The sequence below is a fragment of the Mesorhizobium sp. M4B.F.Ca.ET.089.01.1.1 genome (genome assembly GCF_004022605.1).
Lineage (GTDB): Bacteria > Pseudomonadota > Alphaproteobacteria > Rhizobiales > Rhizobiaceae > Mesorhizobium > Mesorhizobium abyssinicae.
This window is the reverse complement of sequence record NZ_RZOS01001085.1, coordinates 1-726: the sequence shown is the minus strand read 5'-3', so window position 1 is coordinate 726 and position 726 is coordinate 1. Positions and strand designations below refer to the sequence as shown.

Genomic DNA, 726 nt, shown 5'->3' with positions numbered 1-726 from the left:
CCGCTTTCACGTCCGGATTTGACGCCGGCCCGAACTGCGACCACGATCGACCGCCTTCCGCGCCGGCACCGTCTCTGCCGGTTGCGACCGCCGGCCGCGCGTCGGCACGGGACCGGCGGGCACTGGGTGCGAACTTTCATCTCATTGGCGAGCGTGATCTTGCGCGCGGTTGGAAGGAGCGGGCCCGCGACAACATCGCGGCGATCAGGCTTTCGGCCGAGATCGAGGCCGCGCAGAGGCCGGCCACGCGCGAGGAACAGCAAAGGCTGATCCGGTTCACCGGCTTCGGCGCAACCGAGCTCGCCAATGGCGTCTTTCGCCGCCCTGGCGAGATCGAGTTTCGCGACGGCTGGCAGGAGATCGGAGCACAACTGGAAGACTTGGTCGGCGAGGCTGACTACGCTTCGCTCGCCCGCTGCACGCAGTATGCGCATTTTACGCCGGCGTTCATCGTCCGCGCGATCTGGGCGGGCCTGCTGCGGCTTGGCTGGTGCGGCGGCCGTGTTCTCGAACCCGGCTTTGGCACGGGACTCTTTGCGGCCTTGATGCCGTCCGAGCTGCACGACCGTTGCCACGTCACCGGAGTCGAGCTCGATCCCGTCACGGCGCGCATCGCCCGGCTGCTGCAGCCGCGGGCGCGCATCCTCAACGCAGATTTCGCCCGCACCGAACTCCCTGCTTCGTTCGACCTTGCCATCGGCAACCCGCCCTTTTCGGCACGCACCG

1 protein-coding gene is annotated in these 726 nt (G+C 68.0%); it reads left to right on the top strand.

The annotated features are described in order from the left end of the window. The coding region (locus tag EN780_RS36150; RefSeq protein ID WP_348631297.1) for a methyltransferase domain-containing protein at nucleotides 1-726 on the top strand (726 nt) is incomplete at both ends.